General features: G+C 70.3%; 24 protein-coding genes. 9 read left to right on the forward strand and 15 right to left on the reverse strand.

All coding sequences use genetic code 11. From position 1 onward, the window contains the following. Window positions 1–124 precede the first annotated feature (124 nt). A complete protein-coding gene (locus tag OG205_RS13630) occupies window positions 125–613 on the forward strand; it encodes a DUF1062 domain-containing protein (RefSeq protein WP_330276595.1) in 489 nt (162 codons plus the stop codon). On the opposite strand, the gene OG205_RS13635 is transcribed toward OG205_RS13630, so the two are convergent. After that, window positions 603–1,466: a LysR family transcriptional regulator gene (locus OG205_RS13635; RefSeq protein WP_330276596.1), complete on the reverse strand. Its 864-nt coding sequence runs from the start codon at window positions 1,464–1,466 to the stop codon at window positions 603–605. The genes OG205_RS13630 and OG205_RS13635 overlap by 11 nt on opposite strands. Before the next feature lie 74 nt (window positions 1,467–1,540). Here OG205_RS13635 and OG205_RS13640 point away from each other — a divergent pair, with 74 nt between their 5' ends. Both OG205_RS13640 and OG205_RS13645 read left to right on the forward strand, forming a co-directional pair. After that, window positions 1,541–2,146, forward strand: a complete 606-nt coding sequence (locus OG205_RS13640; RefSeq protein ID WP_330276597.1) for a dihydrofolate reductase family protein — start codon at window positions 1,541–1,543, stop codon at window positions 2,144–2,146. Window positions 2,147–2,242: 96 nt separating this feature from the next. Then, window positions 2,243–5,227, forward strand: a complete 2,985-nt coding sequence (locus OG205_RS13645; protein ID WP_330276598.1) for a TIM-barrel domain-containing protein — start codon at window positions 2,243–2,245, stop codon at window positions 5,225–5,227. Here OG205_RS13645 and OG205_RS13650 read toward each other — a convergent pair. Next, complete coding sequence (locus tag OG205_RS13650) at window positions 5,205–5,906, reverse strand: FadR/GntR family transcriptional regulator (RefSeq protein ID WP_330276599.1); 702 nt, start codon at window positions 5,904–5,906, stop codon at window positions 5,205–5,207. The genes OG205_RS13645 and OG205_RS13650 overlap by 23 nt on opposite strands. Window positions 5,907–6,051: 145 nt before the next feature. Between OG205_RS13650 and OG205_RS13655 the strand changes: the two genes are divergently transcribed. From OG205_RS13655 to OG205_RS13665, 3 genes are read left to right on the forward strand one after another with little or no spacing between them, the layout of a single operon-like run. Continuing rightward, window positions 6,052–7,359 (forward strand): SLC13 family permease, encoded by a 1,308-nt coding sequence (locus OG205_RS13655; protein WP_330276600.1) that lies wholly within the window; start codon window positions 6,052–6,054, stop codon window positions 7,357–7,359. A 4-nt stretch (window positions 7,360–7,363) separates the two neighbouring features. Beyond that, window positions 7,364–8,770: an acyl-CoA synthetase gene (locus tag OG205_RS13660; protein WP_330276601.1), complete on the forward strand. Its 1,407-nt coding sequence runs from the start codon at window positions 7,364–7,366 to the stop codon at window positions 8,768–8,770. Beyond that, window positions 8,754–10,139, forward strand: coding sequence for a carboxyl transferase domain-containing protein (locus tag OG205_RS13665; RefSeq protein WP_330276602.1), 1,386 nt, complete (start codon window positions 8,754–8,756; stop codon window positions 10,137–10,139). The genes OG205_RS13660 and OG205_RS13665 overlap by 17 nt, the downstream gene beginning before the upstream one ends. On the opposite strand, the gene OG205_RS13670 is transcribed toward OG205_RS13665, so the two are convergent. Genes OG205_RS13670 through OG205_RS13695 form a run of 6 tightly spaced genes read right to left on the reverse strand, consistent with a single transcriptional unit; the run spans window position 10,121 to window position 13,890 of the window. Beyond that, a complete protein-coding gene (locus OG205_RS13670; RefSeq protein WP_330276603.1) occupies window positions 10,121–10,285 on the reverse strand; it encodes a hypothetical protein in 165 nt (54 codons plus the stop codon). The genes OG205_RS13665 and OG205_RS13670 overlap by 19 nt on opposite strands. A 16-nt stretch (window positions 10,286–10,301) precedes the next feature. Further along, on the reverse strand, window positions 10,302–10,604 hold the full coding sequence (locus OG205_RS13675) for a hypothetical protein (protein ID WP_330276604.1): 303 nt from the start codon (window positions 10,602–10,604) through the stop codon (window positions 10,302–10,304). Beyond that, window positions 10,601–11,776, reverse strand: a complete 1,176-nt coding sequence (locus tag OG205_RS13680) for a cation:proton antiporter (protein ID WP_330276605.1) — start codon at window positions 11,774–11,776, stop codon at window positions 10,601–10,603. The genes OG205_RS13675 and OG205_RS13680 overlap by 4 nt, the downstream gene beginning before the upstream one ends. A 4-nt stretch (window positions 11,777–11,780) precedes the next feature. Then, window positions 11,781–12,254, reverse strand: a complete 474-nt coding sequence (locus OG205_RS13685) for a cation:proton antiporter regulatory subunit (RefSeq protein WP_330276606.1) — start codon at window positions 12,252–12,254, stop codon at window positions 11,781–11,783. 8 nt (window positions 12,255–12,262) lie between these two features. Beyond that, the gene (locus OG205_RS13690; protein WP_330276607.1) at window positions 12,263–12,910 is read right to left on the reverse strand and encodes a response regulator transcription factor; all 648 of its coding nucleotides are present in this window, start codon (window positions 12,908–12,910) and stop codon (window positions 12,263–12,265) included. Next, complete coding sequence (locus OG205_RS13695; protein ID WP_330276608.1) at window positions 12,907–13,890, reverse strand: HAMP domain-containing sensor histidine kinase; 984 nt, start codon at window positions 13,888–13,890, stop codon at window positions 12,907–12,909. Before OG205_RS13695 ends, OG205_RS13690 begins: the two co-directional genes overlap by 4 nt. Window positions 13,891–14,178: 288 nt before the next feature. Here OG205_RS13695 and OG205_RS13700 point away from each other — a divergent pair, with 288 nt between their 5' ends. Beyond that, entirely contained in the window at window positions 14,179–14,325 is a 147-nt protein-coding gene (locus OG205_RS13700; protein WP_330276609.1) for a hypothetical protein, read from the forward strand. On the opposite strand, the gene OG205_RS13705 is transcribed toward OG205_RS13700, so the two are convergent. After that, window positions 14,303–14,956, reverse strand: coding sequence for a winged helix-turn-helix transcriptional regulator (locus OG205_RS13705; protein ID WP_330276610.1), 654 nt, complete (start codon window positions 14,954–14,956; stop codon window positions 14,303–14,305). The genes OG205_RS13700 and OG205_RS13705 overlap by 23 nt on opposite strands. Window positions 14,957–15,077: 121 nt before the next feature. Between OG205_RS13705 and OG205_RS13710 the strand changes: the two genes are divergently transcribed. Beyond that, window positions 15,078–16,295 carry an MFS transporter gene (locus OG205_RS13710; protein WP_330276611.1) on the forward strand — a complete coding sequence of 406 codons (1,218 nt, stop codon included), beginning with the start codon at window positions 15,078–15,080 and terminating at the stop codon, window positions 16,293–16,295. On the opposite strand, the gene OG205_RS13715 is transcribed toward OG205_RS13710, so the two are convergent. Then, window positions 16,282–16,869 carry an XRE family transcriptional regulator gene (locus OG205_RS13715; RefSeq protein WP_319979653.1) on the reverse strand — a complete coding sequence of 196 codons (588 nt, stop codon included), beginning with the start codon at window positions 16,867–16,869 and terminating at the stop codon, window positions 16,282–16,284. The two genes, OG205_RS13710 and OG205_RS13715, sit on opposite strands and share 14 nt — an antisense overlap. A 67-nt stretch (window positions 16,870–16,936) precedes the next feature. Between OG205_RS13715 and OG205_RS13720 the strand changes: the two genes are divergently transcribed. Further along, complete coding sequence (locus tag OG205_RS13720; RefSeq protein ID WP_330276612.1) at window positions 16,937–17,890, forward strand: alpha/beta fold hydrolase; 954 nt, start codon at window positions 16,937–16,939, stop codon at window positions 17,888–17,890. Here the strand turns inward: OG205_RS13720 and OG205_RS13725 are convergent. Genes OG205_RS13725 through OG205_RS13745 form a run of 5 tightly spaced genes read right to left on the reverse strand, consistent with a single transcriptional unit; the run spans window position 17,880 to window position 23,174 of the window. Further along, window positions 17,880–19,352 carry an amidase gene (locus tag OG205_RS13725; RefSeq protein WP_330276613.1) on the reverse strand — a complete coding sequence of 491 codons (1,473 nt, stop codon included), beginning with the start codon at window positions 19,350–19,352 and terminating at the stop codon, window positions 17,880–17,882. The genes OG205_RS13720 and OG205_RS13725 overlap by 11 nt on opposite strands. A 4-nt stretch (window positions 19,353–19,356) precedes the next feature. Continuing rightward, the gene (locus OG205_RS13730; RefSeq protein WP_330276614.1) at window positions 19,357–20,223 is read right to left on the reverse strand and encodes an alpha/beta fold hydrolase; all 867 of its coding nucleotides are present in this window, start codon (window positions 20,221–20,223) and stop codon (window positions 19,357–19,359) included. Continuing rightward, window positions 20,220–21,617 (reverse strand): amidase, encoded by a 1,398-nt coding sequence (locus OG205_RS13735; RefSeq protein WP_330276615.1) that lies wholly within the window; start codon window positions 21,615–21,617, stop codon window positions 20,220–20,222. Before OG205_RS13735 ends, OG205_RS13730 begins: the two co-directional genes overlap by 4 nt. Further along, the gene (locus OG205_RS13740) at window positions 21,614–22,189 is read right to left on the reverse strand and encodes a TetR/AcrR family transcriptional regulator (RefSeq protein WP_330276616.1); all 576 of its coding nucleotides are present in this window, start codon (window positions 22,187–22,189) and stop codon (window positions 21,614–21,616) included. The genes OG205_RS13735 and OG205_RS13740 overlap by 4 nt, the downstream gene beginning before the upstream one ends. A 58-nt stretch (window positions 22,190–22,247) precedes the next feature. After that, complete coding sequence (locus tag OG205_RS13745) at window positions 22,248–23,174, reverse strand: patatin-like phospholipase family protein (RefSeq protein WP_330276617.1); 927 nt, start codon at window positions 23,172–23,174, stop codon at window positions 22,248–22,250. Window positions 23,175–23,234 lie beyond the last annotated feature (60 nt).

The following is a 23,234-nucleotide window of genomic DNA, read 5'->3' on the forward strand; positions in this document are numbered from 1 at the left end:
CGCGACGCGTTCTTGAGCGCCGCGCTCCTCTTGCTGCGGTCTTCTCACCGATCGGTGTACTGCTGTGCTCATCACCTGGGCCGTCGTGCCCACCTGTCTTCCGCTTGTCCGTCGTCGTTGCCACGTGTGTGCCGCCGACCGCTTCCGGGCGAGCGGCAAGTTCCGCGTCAACGCCAACCACAAGGTCCTCGACGCCTGGCTCCTCGTCCTCTGCACGGGGTGCGGGGACACGGCCAAGCTCACGATCTTCGAGCGGGCTCACGTCCGCACCGTCCGGCCGGCGCTGCTCGATCGGCTGCACGCCAACGATCCGGCGCTCGTCCCCGAACTGCTGCAGGATCCCGTTCTGCAGCACCGCAACCGGGTCTCGCTCGACTGGGACGGCGCCTGGCGGCTCGACACCGGCGGGTCCGATCACCTCGACCAGGAGGTGATCGACGTGGCGGTGCGGTTCACGGCACGGATCCCGGTCAGGCCGGTGCGGCTGATCGCGGACGCGTGCGGTCTGTCGCGGGCCGAGGTCGAACGGTTGATCGTCGACGGGAAGGTCGTGTCGGCGATCCGGTTGACCGGCAAGGTCTCCGGCGACTTCACCTTCACGCTCAAGCGCTGACGGTTCCCGTCAGCGCGGCCAGTACGGCGGCCACGCCCGGAGGATCGGGCGGGTCGCCGTACGTGGCCGCGTGGATCTCGCGGTGGAAGCCCTTGAGCTCGGTGGCGTGGACGTCCGGCCGTCGATGAGCCCTCAGGCCCAGCCCCGGCAGGATCGCGACACCCGCTCCGGCCGCGACGAGAGCCTGCACGACCACCATGTCGTCGCTGTGCGAGGAGACGCGGGGTGCGAAGTCCTCGCTGCGGCACAACGTCTCCAGCTCCTCCTGGCACGCGTCGCACCCGCCGATCCACGGGGAGCTCCGGTGGTTCGCGAGGCTGTCGTCCGGCTGCCTGCTGATCAGGTGGATCGGGTCGTCGCCGAGGTGGACGAACCGGAAGCCCTCCTCGACCGGGGTGCCGGCGTGCCGGAACACCACGGCGATGTCGATCTCGCCGTGCCGCAGCATCTGCAACGCCTCGACCGGGTGCCGTTCGAACAGGCTCAGCTCCAGTCCCGGATGCTTTTCCGCCAGGGCTGTGGCCACCCTCGGGACGATCGTGGCGGCGGCGGACGCGTTGGCGGCGAGCCTGACCCGTCCCGCCCGCAGACCGGCCTGGGCGGCGAGTTCGGTGGTGGCGGCGTCGACACGGCCCACGATCTCGGCCGCGCGAGCGGCCAGCAGCTGCCCTTCCGGTGTCAGGCGGATCCCGCGGCCGACCCGTTGCACGAGCTGCACGCCCGTGGCCGCCTCCAGTCTCGACAGGTGATGGCTCACCGACGGCTGGGAGTAGTGCAGCTGTTTGGCGGCCTCGGTCACCGAGCCGCACCGGGCCACCGCCGCCAGCACCTTGAGGTGCACCAGGCTGAGCATTCATCAAGGCTATCAATGAGAACGGCGTGCTTTTGGCATTGGACGTCATGGATCAGCCGGTCCAGGCTGGGTTCATGACCAAGGTGACGTGTGATCTCTCGATCTCCCTCGACGGCTACTCGGCCGGGCACGGCCAGACCGAGGACCGTCCGTTCGGTGACGACGGCGGCGACGGCTGGGGCAGCGAGCTCCACGCGTGGTTCGAGGACCCCGCCGAGCAGAAGTGGCAGATGGACCGTCTCGCCGAGACGAAGGCGTTCATCATGGGGCGCAACATGTTCGGCCCGGTCCGCGGTTCGTGGGACCGCCCGTGGAACGGTTGGTGGGGCGACAATCCCCCGTACCACGCGCCGGTCTTCGTGCTGACCCATCACCCGCGCGAGCCGCAGCCGATGGAGGGCGGCACGACGTTCCACTTCGTGACCGAGGGCATCGCGGCGGCGTTCAAGCTCGCCCGCGAGGTGGCAGGGGACGGCAACATCTCCATCCACGGCGGCGCCTCCACCGTCAACCAGTACCTGACCGCGGGCCTGGTCGACGAGCTGCGGCTGCGGATCGTGCCGATCACGCTCGGGGCAGGCACACGGCTGTTCGACGGCGTTCCCGGACTGAACCTGGAGCAGGTCGACTCCCGCGCGGGCTCCGCGTTCACGCATGTGACGTATCGGGTCGTGCGCTGATTGGAGTCTTGATCGCTCCACATCGTCAGGCCAAGGTGAGGAAGGTTCAGGTACCTGAACACCTCGGAAGCCGACGGCGTCAGACGAGGAGCACGAATGCGGAAACGCACGACGATCGTCCCTCTGCTAGCCCTGCTGAGCCTGGCCCTCCCCGTCCCCGCGACCGCCCAGCCCAACGGCACGGTCATCTCCGGGCAGGCCAGGTTCCAGATCCTCTCCCCCACCCTGATCCGGTCCGAGTTCGCCGGGAACGGCGCCTTTGAGAACCAGGCCACTTACAACGTTGTAAACCGCACGATCCCCCGCACGTCCTACACGTCCCGCGTGCAGGACGGGTGGCTGACCATCACCACCTCGGCCATGACCGTGCGCTACCGCGTGGACTCCGGGCCGTTCCGCGCGGACAACTTCGAGATCAAGTCGGGCGGCACGACCGCGTCCCCGTGGCGGCGGGTGGTCTGTGCGACCGGGCAGCTGTGCGAGACCGAGGACCAGCAACGCGAGGGCGTGCTGGTGGCGGCGGATCATGCCGGTAGCACCGGCGCCGGCTTCATCGCCGGGTTCTCGTACACCAACAACGGGATCACGGCGACCGTGCGCGCTTCGGCCGCGGGCCGGCACCGGGTCGTCGTGAAGTACGCGAACGGGCAGGGCGGCGACGGCAAGCACGAGAACCGCACGCTCCGGCTCGGCGTCGACGGGCAGGCTCCCCGTCAGATCACCCTGCCGGCGACCGCGAACTGGGACACCTGGCAGCAGGTCTCCACCGATGTCGACCTGTCCGCGGGTGAGCACCGCATCTCCCTCACGCGAGGTGCCGCCGACTCGGGCAACGTCAACGTTGACAGCCTTGCTCTACTCGCTCCTGATCAGGCATATCCGAGCGTCAGGGCCGTCGACGACTGCCGGTTCGGCACGACCTGCGAGGCTGAGAACGGCGTGCTGAGCGGCTCGGCCAAGATCGCGGTCGAGCACGCGGGGTTCGCGGGCACCGGGTTCGTCGCCGAACTCGTCGGCGGCACGCGGCTGAGCCAGCGCGTCACCAGCGTGCCGGCGGCGGGCACGTATCCGGTGGTGCTGCGCTATGCCAACGGTGTCGGCGGCGACGGCAAGCACGAGGCCAGGACGGTACTGCTCAACGGGCAGCCGATCACGTTGCCCGTCACGGCGAACTGGGGCACGTGGGGCACGACGACGGCACAGGTGTCCCTGCCCGCGGGCACTTCCGACCTCACGGTCACCTGTCCGGCCGCGGGGTGCCACGTCAACCTGGACACCATCGGGATCAACAACTCGGTCCAGCACCTGGCGCTCGGCGGCTACCGGCGTTCGCTCGACGGGTACACCGGCAACAGCGGTGATCCGCAGCTGACTCCCGGCCTGACGTACCGCGACGGCTGGTACCTGCTGGACGACACGCCTTCCGCTCTGCGCAACGGAACTCCGCGTGCGGACAGGGGCGCGCAGCCGTACCAGGACGGTTACGTGTTCGGCTACGGCCAGAACTTCAAGGCCGCGCTCGGCGATCTCACGACGCTGACCGGTGGGCCGAAGTTGTTGCCGCGCTGGGCATACGGCGTCTGGTACTCCGAGTACATCGACCGGACCGCCGCCGACTTCCGCGACCGGATCCTGCCCGCGTTCCGGCAGCACGGTGTCCCGCTGGACGTCCTGGTGGTCGACACGGACTTCAAGGGGCACAACCTGTGGAACGGCTGGCGCATGGACCAGGCCAAGTTCCCCGACCCGCAGGGCTTCCTCGACTGGGCGCACGGCGAGGGCCTGCACAGCACGCTCAACATCCACCCGAGCATCCAGGGCGACGACCCGGACTTCGCGCAGGCCCAGGCCACCGCGAAGGGCAAGCTGGCCAAGGGTTCCTGCACGAACTGCTACGTGTTCGACTGGGCAGACCCCGACCAGCTGCGGGCGTACGTCGAACTGCACAGGAAGATGCCGACGGACTTCTGGTGGCTCGACTGGTGTTGTGACGGCTCGGGGTCGTCGCTGCGCGGGGTGACCGCGGACTCGTGGATCAACGAGCAGTACGCGAAGATGGGCTCGTTCGCGTTCTCGCGCGGGTTCGGATCGCTGCAGGCGGGCGGATACAGCGGCTCAGGGCCGTTGCCGACGGGGCCGTGGGCGGAGAAGCGCAACACCCTGCACTTCACCGGCGACACCTCGTCGACGTGGGGCACCCTGAAGGCGACCATCGGCTACACCTCGGCCGAGGGCGTGTCGACCGGGATGTCGAACATCAGCCACGACATCGGCGGGCACAACGACACCACCGGCCTGCGCGGCTCGGAGACGTACCTGGACAACGGCCAGGTCCGCTACACCACCAAGATGCCGGACGACATGTACGCGCGGTGGGTGCAGCTGGGCGCGTTCCAGCCGATCACGCGGCTGCACAGCAATCACAGCGACCGGTTGCCGTGGCAGTACGGACCCGCCGCGCAGGCGTCGGCGACGAAGTTCCTGAACCTGCGCGAACGGCTCGTGCCGTACATCTACTCGTTGGCGGAGCAGGCGAACCGGACCGGCGTGCCGCTCCAGCGACCGACGTGGCTGGAGTACCCAGGCAGTCCGGAGGCATACTCCACTGTGGACAGCCAGTTCCTGCTCGGGCCGGACCTGCTGGTCGCGCCGATCACCACGCCCGGTGACGTCGGCGAGACGCGGGTCTGGTTCCCGCCCGGCCAGTGGACCGACTACTTCACCGGCAAGGTCTACCAGGGCAACACCTGGGCCACGGTCAGCGCGGGCTGGGACACCATGCCGGTGTTCATGCGCGCAGGCGGCATGCTGGTCGAGCGCGCGAACAACGTGTCCAACGACGCCAAGAACCCGGCCGACGCGCTGACCGTGCACGTCACGGCCGGAGCGAAGGGCGAGTTCACGCTCTACGAGGACGGCGGGCGCACGCGGATCATCCAGCACGGCGACACGATCGTGGTGCTGTCCGGCAAGGTGTCCAAGCGGGACTGGAAGTTCGTCGTGCACAAGGCGGACGGGTCCAGCCACGTCGTGCAGGCGCGCAACTCGCCGGCGGTGGTCAGTCTTCGGGCACCCAGGTGAGCAGCCTGACCTTCGCGACGGTGCGCACGTGCTTGCGCATCGCCGCGGCGGCCTTCTTCGCGTCCCCCGCGGCGATGGCCTCGTAGATCGCCGTGTGCTGCGCCAGTGACCGGGAGGGGCGCCCCGGCTGGCGCAGCGACTCGGTGCGGCTCTCGGTGATCTGCTCGGCGATGGTCTTCATGAACTCGGCGAGCAACGAGCTGTGGGCGGCGGCGGTGACGGCGGCGTGGAAGCGGCGATCCCCTTCCACTCCGTTGTCGCCGTCGGCGATCTCGTCGCGCATGAAGTCCAGTGCCGCGCTGATGGTCTCCAGTTCGGCGTCCGTGCGGCGTTCGGCGGCGAGTTCGGCGAGCTTGGTCTCCAGCGCCTCGCGGGCCTCCAGCACCTCGGGCAGGCGCTTGCGGCGTTCGACGAGTTGCTCGACCGGTTCGACGTCGAGGGTGTCGCGCACCAGGTACGTGCCACCGCCGTGCCGTGCCTCGACCAGGCCCTGGACCTCCAGGACCACGATCGCCTGCTTGACCGACGCGCGGCTCACGCCGAGGCTCGCGGCGAGGTCGCGTTCGGCGGGCAGCCTGTCCCCCGCGCTCAGCCCGGCCTCGACCACGTGCGCGCGCAGGCGTTCGAGCACCTGCTCGTACAGGCGGGATTTGACCATGGGCCGCAGTGCCTCGGACATCGGCCCAGGATAACCGGTCAAGTGGCTCATCCACTAGGCCACCTCTTGACAGCTGCTGGACAGTGGGCGGAAAGTGGCTGAACCACTCGGCCACTGAGCCAGCTCTGGCCATCCACTCGGACAGCCCCAACGACGGGAGCCCTGCATGTCCGCCGAACTGATCTCGATACTCGTGCTGGTCGTGGTGTTCGTCATCGCCACGACCAGGTCGATCAACATGGGTGCGCTCGCCTTCGCCGCGGCCTTCGGGGTCGGCACGCTGGTCGCGGACATGAAGACCGACGACATCTTCAAAGGCTTCCCCGGCTCGTTGTTCGTCGTGCTGGTCGGGGTGACGTTCCTGTTCGCCATCGCCCGCGCCAACGGCACCACGGACTGGCTGGTGCACATGGCGATCCGGCTGGTCGGCGGGCGGATCGCGTTGATGCCGTGGGTGATGTTCGCGATCACCGGCGTGCTGACGGCGATCGGCGCGGTGAGCCCGGCGGCGGTCGCGATCGTGGCGCCGATCGCGATGGGGTTCGCGGCCAAGTACCGGATCAGCCCGTTGCTGATGGGCGTGATGGTGGTGCACGGCGCGCAAGCCGGCGGGTTCTCCCCCATCAGCATCTACGGCACGATCGTCAACGGCATCGTGGCCAAGGAGGGCCTGCCGGGCAACGAGATCGTGCTGTTCCTGGCCAGCCTCGTGGTGAACCTGCTGATCGCCGTCGTGGTGTTCGTGGTGCTGGGCGGGATGAAACTGGCACGGCAGCCGCTGGACGCGCCCGCGCCGGCTCGCACCGGCGGTGGCGACGACAGCCTCGGCGGCGGGGTCGGCGACGGCAACGACGACGAGACCGACGAGCGCGTCACCCTGACCGCGCCCCGCATCGCCACCCTGCTCGGACTGGCCGCGCTCGTCGTGGCCGCGCTGGTGTTCGACCTCGACGTCGGCCTCGCCGCGATCACGGTCGCCGTGCTGCTCAGCGTGGTGTGGCCGGAGACCTCGAAGGAGGCGATCACCCAGATCACGTGGCCGACCGTGCTGCTGATCTGCGGCATCCTCACCTACGTCGCCGTCCTGCAGACGATGGGCACGATCAAGTGGGCGGGCGACTCCGTCGCGAGCGTCGGCGCTCCCCTGCTCGCGGCCCTGCTCATCTGCTACATCGGCGCGATCGTGTCCGCGTTCGCGTCGTCGGTCGGCATCATGGGCGCGCTGATCCCGCTGGCCGTGCCGTTCCTGTTGCAGGGCGAGGTCAGTGCTATCGGCCTGATCGCGGCGCTGGCGGTGTCGGCGACCGTGGTCGACGTGAGTCCGTTCTCCACCAACGGCGCTCTGGTGCTCGCGGGCGCGCAGGACGTCGACCGCGACAAGTTCTTCAAGCAGTTGATGGTCTACGGCGGGATCATGGTCGCGGCAGCGCCGCCGCTGGTCTGGCTCGCCCTCGTCGTCCCGGGAATCTGGTGAGTCCATGTTCGCCTTGCAGTCAGACCGCGTCGCCCTCCGCTTCGGCGACCGCACCCTCACCCACACCGAGCTTGCTGCCTGCGCAGGACCGTTGGCACAACAGCTGTCCGGCCTGCCTCGGGTGGCGATCTGGGCGACCCCGACCATCGAGACGTGCGTCGCGGTGGTCGCGGCCCTGCTCGCCGGGGTGCCCGCCGTGCCGCTCAACCCGAAGGTCGGCGAACGCGAACTCGCCCACATCGTGGCGGACAGCGCGCCCGCCCAGGTGCTGGCGGCTCCCGGCACGCGGCTTCCCGCCGGACTGGACTCGGTGCCGCGCCGGGACGTCACGCTCGACAGTGGTTCGTTCGCACCGTTCGCCGAGCCCGGCGACGACGCTCCGGCGTTGATCGTCTACACCTCGGGCACCACCGGCTCGCCCAAGGGTGTCGTGCTGCCACGCCGGGCCATCGTGTCCACTTTGGACGCGGTGGCGGAGGCGTGGGAGTGGTCGCCGGACGACGTGCTGGTGCACGCGTTGCCGTTGTTCCACGTGCACGGGCTGATCCTCGGCGTGCTGGGCCCGTTGCGCCGCGGTGGCACCCTGCACCACCTCGGCAAGTTCTCCACCGACGGCGTGGTGCGGGCGCTGGACGGCGACGGCACGATGATGTTCGGCGTTCCGACGATGTACCACCGCATCGCCGAAGAGGTCGGCGGCGATCTGAAGCTGGCCAACGCGTTGAGCGGAGCACGGCTGCTGGTGTCGGGTTCGGCGGCGCTGCCGGTGCGCGACCACGAGCGGATCGCCGTCGCGACCGGGCAGCGGGTGGTCGAGCGGTACGGCATGACCGAGACGCTGATGAACACCAGCGTCCGCGCGGACGGCGACCGCAGGCCCGGCGCGGTCGGAGTGCCGTTGCCGGGCGTCGAGGTGCGGCTGGTCGACGAGGCCGGCCTGACGCTGGACGACGTCGGTGCGATCGGCGAGATCCAGGTGCGCGGCCCGAACCTGTTCACCGAGTACCTGAACCGGCCAGACGCGACCACCGAGGCGTTCGCCGACGGATGGTTCCGCACCGGCGACGTCGGCACGCGCGACGAGGACGGCTACTTCCGCATCGTCGGCCGCAAGGCCACGGACATCATCAAGAGCGGCGGCTACAAGATCGGCGCGGGCGAGATCGAGAACGCCCTGCTGGAACACCCCGGGGTGAAGGAGGTCGCGGTCACCGGCGAGCCCGACGACGACCTGGGCGAGCGGATCGTCGCCTGGGTCGTGTCCGCCGAGGTCGTGGCGTCGCCGGACGAGCTCGCCGACCACGTGGCGCGGCTGCTCACGCCGCACAAACGGCCTCGCGTGGTGCGGTTCGTGGAGTCGTTGCCGCGCAACGACATGGGCAAGGTGATGAAACGTGCTCTGCGGACGTGAGCCGGCCCGTGCGGTGATCGGCCGAGTGGCGACTTCGTTCGCCGAGCTGCCGGACGACCTCGGACTGTCCGGAGTGGAGGATCAGCGCTGGTGGCCTGGTGACGGCGGTCAGGCGGACGGGCCGCTCCGGTGGCCCGGCTACGGCGACCAGCTCTCCCGGACGGAAGCCGCCACCGGCGAGCGCGAGTCCGTCGTCTGCGGGGTCGCCGAGATCGGTGGCGTCACGGCCGTGCTGGTGGCGTTCGAGTTCGGCTTCCTCGGCGGCTCGCTGGGCACCCGCACCGGTGCCCGCATCGAGCAGGCCTTCACGCACGCCCGCGAGCTCCGCCTCCCGGTGGTCTCGCTGGTCGCGACCGGCGGCAGCCGCATGCAGGAGGGCACGCTCGCGTTGATGCAGCTGCCCAGGATCGCCCGCCAGATCACGCTGACCCGCGAGGCCGGGCTGCCGCACGTCGCGGTGCTGCGCGATCCCACCACCGGGGGCGGCTGGGCCACGCTCGGGGCGGGCGCGGACGTCGTGCTGGGGCTGCGGGGCGCGCAGGTCGGGTTCGCCGGGTCGCGGGTGCGGCCGCCGGGATACTCGGTGACGCAGCAGTTCGCGGCAGGCCTGGTCGACCAGCTCATGCCGCCCGAGGAGCTGCCCGGCCGGCTGGAGCGCTGGCTGCGGATGCTCACCACCTCCCCCAGCGGGCCCGCGCCGGTGCCGGCAGCGCTGGGCCAGGCCACGTTGCCGAAGACCGGCTGGGACGCGGTGGTGCGCGCTCGGACGCTGGGACGTCCGCGTGCCAAGGCCTACCTCGCCACCTACTTCGACTGGCACGAGCCCATCAACGGCGACCGCGGCGGTGGCGTCGATCCCGGGGTGCTGTGCGGGTTCGGGCATCGCGACGGGCAGACCATCGCGTACGCGGCGCAGTGCGGCACGGCGACAAGGCCTGCCGGGTTTCGCACGGCGGCACGCCTGGTGCGGCTGGCGGACCGGCTCGGCATTCCGGTGCTGACGCTCGTCGACACACCGGGTGCGGCCAACGACGCCGGCGCCGAGAAGGCCGGGGTGGGCGCGGCGATCGCCGACATGTTCACCGCGGTCGCGGCGGCGCGGGTGCCGGTGACGACGCTGGTGATCGGCGAGGGCGGCTCCGGTGGTGCGCTGGCGTTCGCCGCACCGGACCGGATGTGGGTGACACCGGACAGCTACTTCGCGGTGATCTCACCCGAGCTGGCCACCGCGATCCTGAAGCGGGACCCGGCGCAGGCCCGGCGGACGGCGGACCAGCTGCGGTTGCGGCCGCAGGACCTGGTCGAGCTGGGCGTGGCGCAGGGGATCGCCCAGCTCGACCAGTCCGTTGATCAGGCCACAGCCAGGTAGAGGAACGCCAGAAGCGAACTCGGGACGCAGATCGTCACGAGTCCGACCACGCCGTAGAACGGCTCCTTCTTCCGCACCATCGCGCCCAGCGCACCGACACCGATGAGCACGGACGCGAGCAACAACACCAACACGACGTAAGACATGCGAGATCCTCAGGAGTCAGGGGTACGGAGAGCCGAGAACAACCGCACAAGGCGGTGCCCGGCTCGACCACTGACCCGAGGTCGTCGCCTCGAAGTTCTGAGCGCGAGCAACGATCACCTGCGACCGGGCCCGCGGCGGGCACGGGTCGGTCGCCGCCCCGAGCAGCGCCCAGCAGGCGTCCGGGGACGCCGTCGTCTGCACGTGGACGGCCGAGACCGGAGCGTTCAGCCCCGATCCCGTCTGGTCGGACGAAACCTCACGCGTGCTCGTGCCGACGAACGCCAGCAGCAGGGCCAGCAGGAGCGCCGGCCACCTCACTGAGCCGCTGCCCGCCTGCGGAGGAAGAACTCGCCGACCGGTTCCACGTAGCGCGCCGCGATCGGGCCGATGATCGCCATCAGCAGCACGTACGCGGTGGCGAGCGCGGCGAGCTGGTCGCTCACGTGGCCGGACGCGACGGCCAGACCGGCGATGACGATCGAGAACTCGCCGCGCGCCACCAGAGCGGCACCCGTGCGGGCGCGCCCCATCAGTCCGATGCCCTGCCGGCGAGCCGCCCACCAGCCCGTCGCGACCTTCGTCACGGTGGTGATCACCGCCAGCAGCACCGCCATGCCGAGCACGGGCGGGATCGTGCGCGGGTCGGTGTTGAGGCCGAAGACGACGAAGAACATCGCCGCGAACAGGTCGCGCAACGGTTCCAGCAGGCGCGTGGCGTTCTCGGCGGTGGAGCCGGAGATCGCGATGCCCAGCAGGAACGCGCCGACCGCGGCGGACACCTGCAGTTCCGAGGCGATGCCGGCGACGAGCAGCGCGGAACCGAGGAGCTTGAGCAGGAACACCTCGTGGTCCGGACTGTCCACAATGGCCGAGATGACGCGGCCGTACTTCAGCGCCACCACCAGGACCACGGTGATCGCGAGCAGCGAGATGCCGACCGAGGTGAGGCCGCCGAGGAAACTGACGCCCGCGAGCACGGCGGTGAGCACCGGCAGGTAGACGGCCATCGCCAGGTCCTCGAACACCAGCACCGAGAGGATCACCGGTGTCTCGCGGTTGCCGAGCCGGCCGAGGTCGCCGAGGACCTTGGCGATGATGCCGGACGACGAGATGTAGGTGACGCCCGCCATCGCGAGCGCCCCGACCGGGCCCCAGCCGAGCATCAGCGCCACGATCGCGCCGGGGGCGGCGTTGAGCAGGATGTCGAGGAGGCCCGCCATCCACGACTTCTTCAGGCCGGTGGTCAGCTCGGAGGCCGAGTACTCCAGGCCCAGCAACAACAGCAGCAGCACCACGCCGATCTCGCTGGCGAGATGGGTGAACTCCTCGATGCCGTGCAACGGGATCAGCCCGCCGGAGCCGAACGCGAGACCGCCGACGAGGTAGAGCGGGATCGGCGAGATGCCGAATCTCCAGGCGACGCGGCCGAGCAGGCCCAGTCCGAAGAAGACCGCACCCAGTTGGATCAGGGCGATCGTGGTGTCGTGCACTGGCTCAGCCGCCCGTCAGGATGTCCGCGGCGGTGTCGAGACCGTCCGCGGTGCCGACGACGACCGCGAGATCGCCGTTCTCGAACAGGAAGTCGGGGCCCGGCGACGGATGCGCGTTGCCCGCCCGCACCACGGCCACGATCGACGCACCGGTGCGGGTGCGCAGCGCGGTGTCGCCGAGCGTGCGGGCGGCGAACGCCGTGACCGGCAGCTGACGGGTCGTGATCCCGGTGATGTCCGCGTGCTGCCTGGCGAGCTTCGAGACGAGCTGCGGCGCCCCGAGCAGACCGGCGAGCGTGCCCGCCTCCTCCGGCGTCAATGGGATCGAGGCGGCGGTCGTGTCCGGGTCGTCCTGTTTGGACATGATGAGCTCGAACTTGCCGTCGCGGTAGGAGATCACGCCGATCCGGCGGCCGGAGCGGATGGAGAAGTCCTGCCTGACCCCTATGCCGGGCAGGGGCGTCACTTCGACGTTCACTCGAGTTCCTAGGGTTCGATGAGCCCGGCGCGGATCGCGTACCGGGTGAGTTCGAGGCGGTCCTTGAGCCCGAGTTTCTGCAGCAGGTTGGCCCGGTGCCGCTCGACGGTCTTGACGCTGATCACGAGCATGTCCGCGATCTCCTTGGAGGAGTGGCCCTCCGCGACCAGTTTGAGGATCTCCTCCTCGCGATCGGTGATCGCCTTGGCCGGGAAGCCGTTGCCCTCCTTGGCGCGGTCCAGGTAGTTGCGGATCAGCGAGTTCACCGCGCCGGGGTAGAGGAACGGCTCGCCGCGCATCGCGGAACGGCACGCCTCCACCAGGTCGCGGTCGGCGACGGACTTGAGCACGTATCCCGACGCGCCCGCCTTGAGCGCCTCGAAGAAGTACTGCTCGTTGTCGTACATCGTGAGGATCAGGATCCGCAGGTCCGGCAGCAGCCGGGACAGTTCGCGCGCGGCCTGCAACCCGGTCAGCCGCGGCATGGCGATGTCGAGGATCGCGAGGTCCGGCTGTTCCCTGCGGGCCACGGCGATCGCCTCGGCGCCGTCGCCCGCCTCGCCGACGACCTCGAGGTCCGGTTCGTTGTCCAGGATCAGCCGGACGCCGCGGCGGACGAGCGCGTGGTCGTCCGCGAGCAGGATGCGCACGGTCATTCGCTCTCCCCCTTCGCCTTGACGACCAGCCTGACCTCGGTGCCCCGCATCGTCGGTCCGACCGTGAGATCGGCGCCGACCAGCAACGCGCGTTCCCGCATGCCCCGGATACCGGCTCCTTCCTGACTGCTGCCGATCCCCCGGCCGTCGTCGCGCAGCCGCAACTCCACCTCGGACGGACGGGCGGTCAGGCTCAGTTCGATCTCCTGGGCGTCCGCGTGGCGCACGGTGTTGGTGAGGCCTTCCTGCGCGACGCGGTAGACGACCAGCTCGGTCTCGGCGTCCAGCACAGGCAGGTTCTTGTCGAACGACCGCCGGATCGTGAGTCCCGCCGGATCGCCGATCTCCCGGGTGAGGGCCTTGAGCGCGCTGACCAGCCCCAGTTCCTCCAGCACGCCCGGTCGCAACCGGCGGGCGATGCGGCGGATCTCGTCGAGCGTGCTGCGCGTGGTCTCCTGCACCTGCAGCAACTCCTCGCGGGTCTCCCGCGGCGACTGGTCCGCGACCCGCTTGAGGCTGAGCAGCACCGCCGTCAGCGACTGCCCGACCTCGTCGTGCAGCTCCTGCGCCACCCGCCGCCGCTCCGACTCCTGCGCGGACAGGGCGATCGCCGAGCTGTACCCGCGCTCGGCCTCCAGCCGGTCGATCATGCTGTTGAACGTGGTGATCAGCTCGGCGATCTCGCCGTGCCCCGTCGCCTGCAGCCGCGGACCAGGCTTGAGCAGGTCGATCGTGGTCATCGCGCGGGTGAGCCTGCCCAGCGGCGCGAGCCCCACCCGGATCAGCACGGCGTTCGCGATCAGCATCACGACCAGCCCCGCCGCCAGCACCACCACCTCGCGCAACGGCGCCGGCGTCGACACCGTGGCGGGACCGAACACCAGCAGGGCGGCCGCCGTCATCAGGACCAGGGCGTTGAGCAGGAAGATCCGCCCGAACAACGACACGCGCGCCGCCTCTCCGTGATCACTTCCCGCCACGCCTGCGAGGCTGACTGGCGAGGGCGCCACGTGTCCATCCGTGGCAACACCCATGTTCGCGGGACTCGGGCAGGCGCGCCGGTCGGAGAGGTGGAGGTGGGGCGGAGGTGGGGATGGTCACGCCGGTGAAGTGACGCGGGCCGCACGCGGCGGGTGGCGACACCCACGCCGACGCCGGCCATCCGCGCAGGCCACCGCCAGGTTGAGTGCCGTGACGGATCGCCAGGACCCAGGTCGCTGACGCATCGTGGAACCCGACGCCCTCAACCCCCAGCTGGGAGGCGCCCGATGACCACTCGCCAGAAGACCTGGCCGCTCCACCTCGTCGCACTCGCGCTCGTCGCGGCAGGCCTGTTCGTGCCGCACGCGTTGCTCGTCGCCGCCGGGCTGATCCTGGCGGGCTCGGTCGCGCTCAGGCCGCCAGCGGAACGGTGAACACCCGCAGGAACGTGTCGAGGAGCTTGCTGTCGCCCCGCAGCTCCACCAGACCGTCCCGCATCACGGCGATGATCACCCGGTAGGCCGCCAGCTGGTCGTCGGCCAGCTGGGGGACCATGACCAGGTCAGGTTCGACCGGCGCCGGGCCGAGGCCGGTGACGAGCTCGCCGTCGGTGATGACCGCGTGCACCACGGCATCGCGGACGTGGATCTCCCAGGACGCCGTCAGACCGGCCGCCTTCGCGGGCTGGAACGCGGTGCGGAGGCTCAGCACCGCGCCTTCGGGCGTGACGACGTCGCCCGGCTGCGGGTCACCGAGCTGGGTCGCGCCCCAGCGCGCCAGGGACAGCAGCGCGGGCTCCAGCGACCTGCCGACCTCGGTGAGCGCGTAGACGACGCCGCGCGCGGGTGCCGGAGCGACCTGACGCTCCACGATGCCCGCCTGTTCCAGCTCCTTGAGGCGCGTGGCCAGCACGTTCGTCGGGATGCCCGACAGACCCGTCTGCAGCTCCGAGTAGCGACGCGGCCGGACGATCAGGTTGCGCACGATCAGCAGCGCCCACCGCTCGCCCACCAGTTCCAGCGCGCGGGCGAGGCCGCAGTACTGGCCGAAATCACGTCGCTTCACGCACTCACCGTAGCAAGCTTGCATCATCGTAGCCAACTGCGTGATTCAAAGCGCACTTGCAAAAAGCAAGCGAACGCGTTTACTGTCGTCCGCACCACTCCCCGAACTCGAAGGACTTCAGGTGACCGCACTGCTTGATCGCACAGACACGGCCTCGCGCCGGCCGTTCCTGTCACGCGGCGTGGGCTTCGCGGGCATCTCGGCCGCGATGGTCGCGATCCTGGTGGCGGCCGGGGCGCCGACCCCGTTGCTGCCGGCCTACCAGCACCAATGGGGGTTCGCGCCGTGGGTGCTGACCCTCGCGTTCGGCGTCTACGCGTTCTCGCTGCTCGTCGCGATCCTGGTGATCGGGTCGCTGTCGGACCACATCGGACGGCGGCCGCTGATGATCGCCGCGCTGGGCATCGACCTCGTCGCGATGCTGATGTTCCTGGTCGCGCCGAGCATCGGCTGGGTCATCGCCGCACGGGTCGTGCAGGGTGTCGCGACCGGCGCCGCGTCCAGCGCGCTCAGTGCGGCCGTCGTCGAGCTCGCGCCGGAGCGGTTCAAGAAGCTCGGCGCCCAGATGACCAGCATGGCGCCGCTCGGCGGGCTCGCGATCGGCGCGCTCTTCGCGGGCGTTCTGGCCGAGTTCTCCTCGAACGCCGCGTTCGACGTGTGGTTCGTGCTCGCCGTGGTGATGGCGGCCGGGACGATCTTCGCGGTCTTCACGCCGGAGACCGCGACGCGCAAGCCGGGCGCGATCGCCTCGCTCAATCCCCGCATTTCACTGCCCGTGCAGGTGCGCAGGCTCTACTGGACCTCGGTTCCGGGCATCGTCGGCGGGTTCATGACGATGACGGCGTTCATGGGACTCGTGCCCGCGCTGCTGGTCGCGGTGTTCGCCGTGAAGAGCCCGATCGTCGGTTCGCTACTGGCTTTCGTCGCTCTCGGAGCGTCCACCGTGGCCTCCGCGTTCAGCAGCGGGGTGAAGGCTCCGAGGCTGCGGCTCGGCGGCACGATCGCGATGGTCGCCGGCGCCGTCCTGTTCATCGGCAGCATCGGCGCCGTCTCGCTGCCCCTGCTCTGGGCGGCCGCGATCGTGGGTGGGGCCGGGATCGGCGCCTCGTTCGCCGGCACCACCCGCGGGCTCGTGCCCGAGGTCGCGCCGCACGAGCGGGCCGGTCTGTTCACCGCGATCTTCTTCGTCGGCTACCTCGCGATGGGCAGCTCGGCGATCATCGCGGGACTGCTCATCGGTGTCGTCGGCGCGGCGCCCATGGCGGTCGGCTACGGGGTCGTCGTCGCGATCGTGACGCTGGTCAGTGTGGTCGCGATGGTGCGCCTCAACCGGAAGTGATCTTGTCGGCGTGGACGTGCGTGCGCACCCCCTGGGGGTCGAACAGGATGAGCAGTTCGACCGCGCCGCCGTCCGCGCTGCCCAGCCAGTGCGGCTTCGAGGTGTCGAACTCGGCGGCCTCCCCCGGCGGCAACGTCAGGTCGAGGTCGTCGAGCACCAGCCGCAACCGTCCGTTCAGGACGTAGAGCCACTCGAACCCGTCGTGCGTCTGCAAGGTGGGGTCGAGGGGTTCCGGGACGGCCGGGATGAGCATCTTGAACGACTGCACCCCGCCCGGCCGCCTCGACAACGGCACGAACGTCATGCCGTACTTGTGGATCGGCTTGAGGTGGATGCGCGGATCACCGGTGCGCGGCGCGCCGACGAGGTCGTCCAGCGGCACGTCGTAGGTGCGCGACAGCGGTAGCAGCAGTTCCAGGGTCGCCCGGCGCTGCCCGCTCTCCAGCCGCGACAGGGTGCTCTCCGAGATGCCGGTGGTCGTCGCGAGGTCGGCGAGGGTGATGCCGCGGTGCCGGCGCAGCGTCCGCAGCCGTGCGCCCACCCCGTCGAGAACGTCTTCGGTTTCGCGGTTCACGGCCGCCATCTTGCCACCCTGGCAAGTTTTCGTGCCAAATCCGGCAAGATCAGCCCAGGCTGGGCTCATGAAACGGCTCCTGCTCGCATTTTTGCTCCTGATCACGGCGTGTTCGGCGCCTCCGGAGATCCAGCCGCACGCTCAGGTCACCCAGAACGACCCGGCCTTCCAGAAGACGTTCCGGCACGAGTTCGCCGACGTCGAGGGCGTGCGGATGCACTACGTCACCGGTGGCGGCGGCAGCCCGGTCGTGCTGATCCACGGCTGGCCCCAGACCTGGTACGGCTGGTGGCCGATCATGCCCGCGCTCGCCGAACGCCACACCGTCTACGCGCTCGACCTGCCCGGTCTCGGCGACAGCACCGGCACGCCGAAGGGCTACGACAAGGCGACGCTCGCGCGGTACGTCCACGCGCTGACCGACAAGCTCGGTCTCGAGAACGCCTCCATCGTCGGCCACGACCTCGGCGCCGCCGTCGCGTTCCAGTACGCCAGCCAGTTCCCCGAGGACACCGCCCGTCTCGGCTACCTCGACCTGCCGCTGCCGGGCCCGGCGATCGACGCGCGCACCTACCGGAGCCTGAGCTGGCACATCGCGTTCCACTCGCAGCGGCAGGTGCCCGAGGCGATCGTCCAGAACGACGTCCGCGACTACCTCGAGCTCTTCTACCCGCAGGTCGCTTACCAGGGCAGTGCTTTCGGTGGCACGTCGACGAAATCCCCGTTCGCGGACGACGAGATCGACGAGTACGCGCGGACCTACGGCAAGACGTTGTCCAACGGCTTCGAGCTGTATCGCTCGCTGGACCAGGACGTCCGCGACACCGAAGCCGCCCGGCCGGCCCAGGCCCCGACCCTGGTCCTGGCCGCGGAAGGCCAGGCGCAGGCGATCGCGGGCACGGCGGCACCGCGGATGACGAACATCGTGCAGGCGCTGGACGTTCCGCACGCCGGCCACTGGCTGGTCGAGGAGAATCCTCAGTTCGTCACCGCGGAGCTGCTGCGGTTCCTCAGCTCATGACCGGGAAGCGGTCGGCCCACGGCAGCGCCTCTTCCAGCTGCGCCGCGAGCTTGATCAGCATCGACTCCCCCGCGAGCGGCGCGACGAACTGGACGCCGAGCGGCAACCCGTCCGCCGTCCAGTGCAGCGGCAACGACAGCGCCGGCCGGCCGGTGATGTTCGCGAGCTGCGTGTAGGGCACCCAGCCGAGATTGTCGGAGATCATGTCGTCGACGATCTTCGTGTGCCGCAGGAACCGGGCGGTGCGCGTCTTGAGCAGCACGTCGGTTGCCCGTTGCAACGACACCGGCAGGTCGAACTGGCCGACCTCGGGCGGCGGGGTCGCCAGGGTGGGCGTCAGCAGGAGGTCGTAGGACTCGAAGTACGTGCTCAGGCGGCGGGTGTGCTCGTGCCGCCGCTGCACGGCGTCCACGTAGTCGACGCTGCTCGTGGCCCGTCCCAGCGCGGCCATGAGCAGCGTGTCGCGTTCGAACGCGCTGTCCGGCGCCCCGGTCAGGCGTTTCGCGTCGGCGACCTTCCAGGCGAGGTTCACGAACCACGTCAGCAGGAAGTCCTTCGCGAGCGCGGCGTCGTCGAACGGCGCCTGCGGCAGTTCCTCGACGTGATGGCCCAGCTCGGTGAGCACCTGGACGGCTGACGCGACGGCCGCGTACGCCTCGGGGTGCGGGTCCGGGTTGATCGCCGACGGCACCCGGACGCCGATCCGCAGCCTGCCCGGCGCCTGGCCGACGCAGGAGGCGAACGATTCTGACGGCAGCGCGGGCGAGTACGGCCCGGCGAGCTCACCGCCGCAGATGACGTCGAGCATCGCGGCCGTGTCGCGGACCGTCCTCGACACCACGCCCTGCACCGCCGCGCCGTGCATCATCTCGGCGGTCTCCGGGCCGAACGGCGTGAGCCCGCGTCCCGGCTTCAGCCCGACGAGCCCGCAGCACGCCGCCGGGATGCGGGTCGAGCCGCCGCCGTCGTTCGCGCCCGCGCACGGCACGATCCCGGCGGCGACCGCGGCGGCCGAGCCACCCGACGACCCGCCGGGAGTCCTTTCCAGATCCCACGGATTGCGCGCGGGACCCCAGACCGTCGACTCGCTGATCGCCTTCGCGCCGAACTCCGGCAGGTTGGTCTTGCCGAAGATCACCAGGCCGGCGTCGATCCAGCGTTGGACGACCGTCGAGTGCTGGGCGACCTTGAGCGCCTTCAGCGAGAGCGATCCGTTCGACGTGGGCAGGCCCGCGTGGTCCTGGCCGAGGTCCTTGATCAGGAACGGCACCCCGGCGAACGGGCCGGTGAGGTCGTCCGAGGGTGCGGCGGGGACGTCCCGCACGATCGCGTTGAGCCGCGGGTTCACCTCGGCGGCGCGCTCCCGTGCCACCGCGAGGAGTTCGGCCTCGGAGACCTGCCTGTCCGCGACGAGCCGGGCCAGCCCGGTCGCGTCGTACTTCCGGTACTCGTCGAAGTCCACGCGCTCAAGGTAGCTGTTCGGCCACGCCGAAGATGGTTTCGCGCACGACCGCGGGAGATTCCTGCGGGATGAGGTGCCCCGCCTCCGCGACGACGATCATCCTGCCGCGCGGCGCGGCGTCCATCAGGTCGGCCGCGTGCTGGTTGAACACCGGGCGCCACTTGGCCATCCCCCGCTCGACCAGCCCCGCCTGCAGACAGACCGTCGGCACGTCCGGCGTGCCCGTCGCCTGCACCCGGCGCAGGACCGGCAGGGCCGACATGATCTGGGCCGCCTCCCGGCTGCCCGCCTTCATCGCCCGCGCGGTCGCGTAGTCGCGCGTCATGATCTCCACGTCGGCCGCGGAGATCTCCGGTGAGACACCGTTGCGGAACGCCTGCCGTTTGATCAGTCCCTTGCCGCCCAGGCGCGCCACGACCGCCATCGCGCTGAAGAACCTCGCCGCGACCTTGGCGTTCCGAGTGGACATGACCTCGGCGAGGGTCGCGTCCACGAACACCATCCCGGCCACGCGCCGCGGGTACCGGTCGGCGAACACCCGGATGATCGGGCCGCCCCAGCTGTGCCCGACGAGCACCACCGGTTCGGTCTCGCCCAGCGCGTCGAGCAACGCGGTCAGGTCGTCCACGATCCGGTCGAGCGTGCGGTCGTGCGGGTCGACGTCGCTGCCGCCGTAGCCCGCGCGGTCGTAGGAGAGCGTGCGGCAGCGGGCGCTCACCTCGCGCTGGGTGTGGATCCACGACGAGCCGGGCGCGCTCATGCCGGCCTCGAAGACGATCAACGGCCCTGGGCCCTGTCCCGCCGTGACGGCACGGATCGCCCGTCCGTCCGGCAGAGTGACGATCTTCTCCAGCATCGCGGGGCCTTTCACTCGTGCCAGCTCGGCGGGTGGAGTTCGTCCCACAGTGCCGCGCTTTCCAGCTGTGCGGCGAGGGCGAGCAGTTCGGAGTCACGGCGGTTGCGGCCCACGAGGTGCACGCCGTGCGGCAGTCCGTCGGCGTCCACATGCGACGGGAGCGAGATCGCGGGCACTCCGGCGAGATTGGCCCACGGCGTGTGGCAGGACCACTTCAGCATCAGGTCGGCCTCGTCGCCCTCGTAGTAGCCGATCGGGACCGGCGGGCCGTTCGTCGTGGGCGTCAGCACGACGTCGTAGTCGTCGACCGCGGCCAGGAACGTGCTGGCGTAGCGGGCGAGCACGGCCTGTGCCATGACGATGTCGTTGGCGGACAAGGTCTCGTTGACGGCGAGCAGGTGGCGTGAGTACGGCCGCAGCAGACGGGTTCGATCAAGCGGCACCAGCATCTGGGTCACGGCGTTCACCTGGTAGGCGAACCAGGCCAGGATCGCGCGGCTCACCGGCCCGTCCCAGCGGGCGGGCAGTGGGATCTCGCGGACGTCGTGGCCGAGTCCGGTGAGGACCTCCGCGGTGCGTCGGACGGCCAGTTCTGCCTGCGGGTCGGCGTCCTCGCCTGTGCCGGTATCCGTCCACATGGCGATCCTGAGCGGGCGGCGGAGCGTCAACGTCGAGGTGAAGCTGCCCTCGTGGCGCCACCCGTACAGGTCGCCGGGCGCCGGTGAGGCCATGACGTCCAGCAGCAGTGCGGCGTCCTCGACGGTGCGCGCCATCGGTCCCTCGGTACTGGCGAGGAGGAACGAGGCGGCGGGTGCCGGGCTCACCAGGCCGCGGCTCGGCTTCATCCCGACGAGGTGACAGGTCGCCGCGGGCGTGCGGATCGACCCCGCACCGTCGCTGGCGTGCGCCACGGGCAGCAGTCCCGCCGCGACCGCCGTGGCCGCGCCGCCGCTGGAACCGCTCGAGTAACGCGTTGAGGCGTAAGGGGTCACGGCCGGCTTCGGGGTGACGTCGTTCTCGGTGTAGCAGCTCGCGCCGAACTCCGAAGTGTTCGTCTTGCCCAGCAAGACCGCGCCCGCCTGCCGCAGCAGCCCGACCGTCCAGGAGTCCTCCTGCGGCACGAACTCGGCCAGCGCCGCCGATCCGAACGTCGTGCGGAGACCGGCCGTCGCCGCGAGGTCCTTGATGCCCAACGGCAGTCCGAGCAGTGCCGCCTGGTCTCCCCTGGCCAGCCGTTCATCCGCGCGTGCGGCGTCGTCGAGCGCTATCTCGTTGATGGTCACGAACGCGCCGAGGTCGGCGTGCCGTTCGATGCGCTCCAGGTAGTGCCCGGTCAGTTCGCGGGAGCTGATCTCCTTGGCACGCAGTGCCTTGAGCTGTTGTGCCGCCGTGAGTTCGTGCAGGCTCATGGCTTCACCGAGGTTCCGGTGAGCAGGCGGTGCACCGACCACGTCACCACGTCGAGTTCCTCGGGCGTCATCGGCTCGCCGCCGAACATCCGCCGGTGCATAAGCGGGCCTTCGAGCAGGTTGCCGACGAACGGCAGCTCCGGCACCTCGGCGATCTCACCGCGCCGCACCGCCCGTGCGATCGCGTCGACCAACGGCTGCGATCGGCGCACGACCAGCGCACGGAACGTCCGCTCGGCCTCGGCGTCCCCGCGCAGGTCCGCCAGGAAGCCGACCAGGCCGTCGTTCCACGGCTCGTTCCAGGCCCCGGCCAGGTCCTCCGCGAACGCCCTGAGGTCACCGTGCAGCGTGCCGGTGTCGGGGTCCGGCACGGGCGGCAGGTAGGCGTCGAGCACGTCCGCCACCAGCCGCACCTTGCTGCGCCAGCGCCGGTAGACGTCGGTCCTGTGCGCCCTGGACTGCGCCGCGACCTGCGTCAACGTCAGCGCGTCGTAGCCGTTCGAGGTCAGCAGCGACCACGCCGTCGCCAGCAACCGCTGTTCGAGATCGGGATCACGTGGACGCCCCGCCACCGGCAGCCCTCCAATTCGCAACAAGTTGTAGCGATACCGTAGGCCGCCCGGCTCTGCGTCACAAGTGGCCGTTGCCCAAGTGCCTCATCGCGGCTTCCACTCCGACGTCGAGGGCGTCCTGCATGACGCGCGGGCGTCGCTCGGTCCGGCCGATCACCGCGCTGCCCAGCGGCGGGCGGATCTGCAGGCAGGCCGGGTGGGTGGCGAGCAACTCCTCGTCCTGGGCCCTGATCTCCTCACGGCGCAACCAGTTCGCCACGACTCCCGGTGCGTGCCGGGCGAACCAGCGCGACAGCACGAAGCGTTCACTGCGGGACGGCGGCGTCCCCAGGGACTCGTCCTCGCGCCGGGTGCGCAGCGCGACGACGTGCGTCGCCCCCTGCGCGATCGCGGTGCCGACGGGGATCGTCTCGCTCAGCCCGGCGTCGACGTACGGACGGCCGTCGATCATCACCGGGTCTCCCGCGAGGAAAGGCATCGCCGCCGACGCCCGCAGCGCGGTCTGCAGGCTCAGCTGGTCGCGAACGTGCTCGTGCAGGTCGGCCGCGTCGCCGGTGAGGCCGTCCGTGGCCATCGGGTGGAACTCGACGGGGTTGTCGAGGATCTCCTGGAACCCCATGGGATGCACTTCGGTGTAGATGGTGTGGACGAGGTGCCGGGTGTCCACGACGGGACGGCGGCTGAACGCGCGGCGCGGGTTGATCGTCGTGCGCATGACGGCCGGGTCCCACCACGCGTGCTTGCTCCGGTCCGCCCGGCCGCAGAGCAACCAGGCGGCGTTCAGCGACCCCGCCGAGCTGCCGTAGACGGCGTCGAACAGCGGCAGCAGCCCAAGACGTTCGATCGCGACCGTCATCCCGCTCGAGTAGACGCCGCGCGAGCTTCCCCCTTCGACCAGGAGCACCAGCCGCGCGTCGTCGGCGCGCTGACCGGGAGTGCTTTGCCGTTGCCTGCGCTCACGCAGCAACTGGAGAACGTCTGTCACACAACCGAGTGAAGCACGGTTCCACGCTCCACTTGCGAACGGCTGCTACCGTGGAAAGTG

The organism is Lentzea sp. NBC_00516 (assembly GCF_036346835.1).
GTDB classification, from domain to species: Bacteria; Actinomycetota; Actinomycetes; order Mycobacteriales; family Pseudonocardiaceae; genus Lentzea; species Lentzea sokolovensis.

What these genes read in the sequence shown, in the direction of transcription:
- OG205_RS13645 (WP_330276598.1), top strand. Translation starts at nt 2,243, where the DNA reads ATGCGGAAACGCACGACGATCGTCCCTCTGCTAGCCCTGCTGAGCCTG.
- OG205_RS13640 (WP_330276597.1), top strand. Translation starts at nt 1,541, where the DNA reads ATGACCAAGGTGACGTGTGATCTCTCGATCTCCCTCGACGGCTACTCG.
- OG205_RS13660 (WP_330276601.1), top strand. Translation starts at nt 7,364, where the DNA reads ATGTTCGCCTTGCAGTCAGACCGCGTCGCCCTCCGCTTCGGCGACCGC.
- OG205_RS13635 (WP_330276596.1), bottom strand. Translation starts at nt 1,466, where the DNA reads ATGCTCAGCCTGGTGCACCTCAAGGTGCTGGCGGCGGTGGCCCGGTGC.
- OG205_RS13735 (WP_330276615.1), bottom strand. Translation starts at nt 21,617, where the DNA reads ATGAGCCTGCACGAACTCACGGCGGCACAACAGCTCAAGGCACTGCGT.
- OG205_RS13655 (WP_330276600.1), top strand. Translation starts at nt 6,052, where the DNA reads ATGTCCGCCGAACTGATCTCGATACTCGTGCTGGTCGTGGTGTTCGTC.
- OG205_RS13720 (WP_330276612.1), top strand. Translation starts at nt 16,937, where the DNA reads ATGAAACGGCTCCTGCTCGCATTTTTGCTCCTGATCACGGCGTGTTCG.
- OG205_RS13700 (WP_330276609.1), top strand. Translation starts at nt 14,179, where the DNA reads ATGACCACTCGCCAGAAGACCTGGCCGCTCCACCTCGTCGCACTCGCG.
- OG205_RS13690 (WP_330276607.1), bottom strand. Translation starts at nt 12,910, where the DNA reads ATGACCGTGCGCATCCTGCTCGCGGACGACCACGCGCTCGTCCGCCGC.
- OG205_RS13670 (WP_330276603.1), bottom strand. Translation starts at nt 10,285, where the DNA reads ATGTCTTACGTCGTGTTGGTGTTGTTGCTCGCGTCCGTGCTCATCGGT.
- OG205_RS13650 (WP_330276599.1), bottom strand. Translation starts at nt 5,906, where the DNA reads ATGTCCGAGGCACTGCGGCCCATGGTCAAATCCCGCCTGTACGAGCAG.